This is a genomic window from Fusobacterium sp. DD2, assembly GCF_018205345.1.
Taxonomy (GTDB): Bacteria; Fusobacteriota; Fusobacteriia; order Fusobacteriales; family Fusobacteriaceae; genus Fusobacterium_A.
In genome coordinates this window covers 1-1792 of sequence record NZ_JADRHM010000116.1, presented here as the reverse complement: position 1 = coordinate 1792, position 1792 = coordinate 1, and the positions used below count along the sequence as shown (strand labels likewise).

The window sequence follows — 1792 nt, the reverse complement described above, 5'->3', positions numbered from 1 at the left end:
TTTTAAAAAATTTAAAAAGTATTAATCACAGTTAAATTCATAAGTTGCACCTATACCAAATGCACTACCTCTGTGTGTAGTAGTTGGTGTTGACCATTTAGCATTGATTAAGAAGTGTTCGGTTGGTGCATATGCAACTCCTACTGCTACAGCTCTTGCCCCTTTATATCCTCCAACTCCAGCTCCTACCTTCATCTTGTTAGGATTTACGTGAACAAAGTCTACTGCAGCCATTGCTGACATCTGTGCCATACCATTGTTATGGTCTCTTCTTAAATCATGTATCTCTCTTGCATTTTCATCAATTCTTCTTGTGTTATCTGCAACCTGTTGATTTGTAGCATGAAGTTGTGATCCATTTACAGCATCAGTACTGTCTGGTGCCACTCTTCCTGCTGCCACATTTCCAAGTCTTGTAGGTGTAGATGTGCTGCCATCAGGATTAACCATTCTTACACTTACATCACTTTGAGCTATCTTCTTAGTTCTGTCTATCTGTCCATTATTAATTAGATAGAAATTGTCACCATCTTTTATAACATCTCGTCCTTCAGAATCTACATATTGTACAATTCTATCCACATGGATATTATAACCTTTATGTCCAGCTTCATCAGTAACTGGTGTAGCTACAACTGCTCCACTGCCTTTGATTATTGTCTTAGATGCTATATTCACTGCTGCTTTTATCTGTCCTTCTGTTGCAGCACGGTCTTCCACTATATTATCAGGATCCCAGGTAGTATTAGTAAGTCCTGTTATAACTCTATTGTTAGCCTGTGTAGCATCAATATTGATAACATATTGACCTTTACCAACATTTACACTTTCATTAACATTTACATTGTCATTTAAGTCAGCTGTTATATTTCCATCTGTATCAGCACTTGTTACATATTAGGATTAGCATGACCCTCAGTTTCTCCTTTTATTGTAAGTGGTTTATCTTTAAGTTTAATTGTTCCCTGACCTTTATTTCCTGCATATGTAAGATTAGTGTTTTCTTCAAGCTGTTCTACATTTACTGCATCTGTTGGAGCTTCTCCTTTGGCTACATTTGTAACTTTTTTATTTCCTGCATCTATTCCAGCACTTGATACAGTTACATCTCCAGCTTTTAAACCTGCATCTGATAATGTTACATTACCAGTTTTAATTTCTCCAGTATTTCCATTTAAAGTTAGTTTATCTCCTAACTCTATTGTACTTGCAGTTCCATCTATCTTTACCTTATCTGTTCCTGATCCTTTTAGTACTATTTCAGATTTATTTCCTCCATCTATAACAACATTTTGACCAGCCTTTATAATTCCGTTGTTTCCATCTAAGTCAATCTTATTCTCTTTATTACCTACTTTGACTTTTCCACCAACTCCATCTATCTCTACTGGATTTATTCCATTTTCTCCACCAACATATATTGTGTCTTTCAGTGCAACTTTAACTTCACCAGTTGGAGTAATAGATGTTTCAATGTTATCCTTATCTCCTACAATTCCTAAAGTTCCAGTTGCCAGAGATATACTTGAATCCCCTTTATCTGCTTTATATTTAAGATTACTGTTAGCAGCAACTTGAGTCTTAACTTCCTCTAACTGACTTACATTTACTGCATCTGTTAGAGCTTCTCCTTTAGCTACATTAGTAATTTTTTTACCTCCTGCATCTATTCCAGTACTTGATACAGTTACATCTCCAACTTTTAAACCTGCATCTGATAATGTTGTATTGCCAGCTTTAATTTCTCCAGTATTTCCATTTAAAGTTAGGTTATCTCCTAACTCTATTGTAC

Annotated in this window: 1 protein-coding gene and 1 pseudogene; both read right to left on the bottom strand. The window is 35.4% G+C overall.

Features of this window, described 5'->3' with window-relative positions:
* Positions 1 to 21 precede the first annotated feature (21 nt).
* Positions 22 to 720 (bottom strand): YadA-like family protein, encoded by a 699-nt coding sequence (locus tag IX290_RS11795; RefSeq protein ID WP_211493298.1) that lies wholly within the window; start codon positions 718 to 720, stop codon positions 22 to 24.
* Positions 721 to 890: 170 nt separating this feature from the next.
* Positions 891 to 1792: pseudogene (locus IX290_RS11315) on the bottom strand (hypothetical protein); the annotation flags it as partial.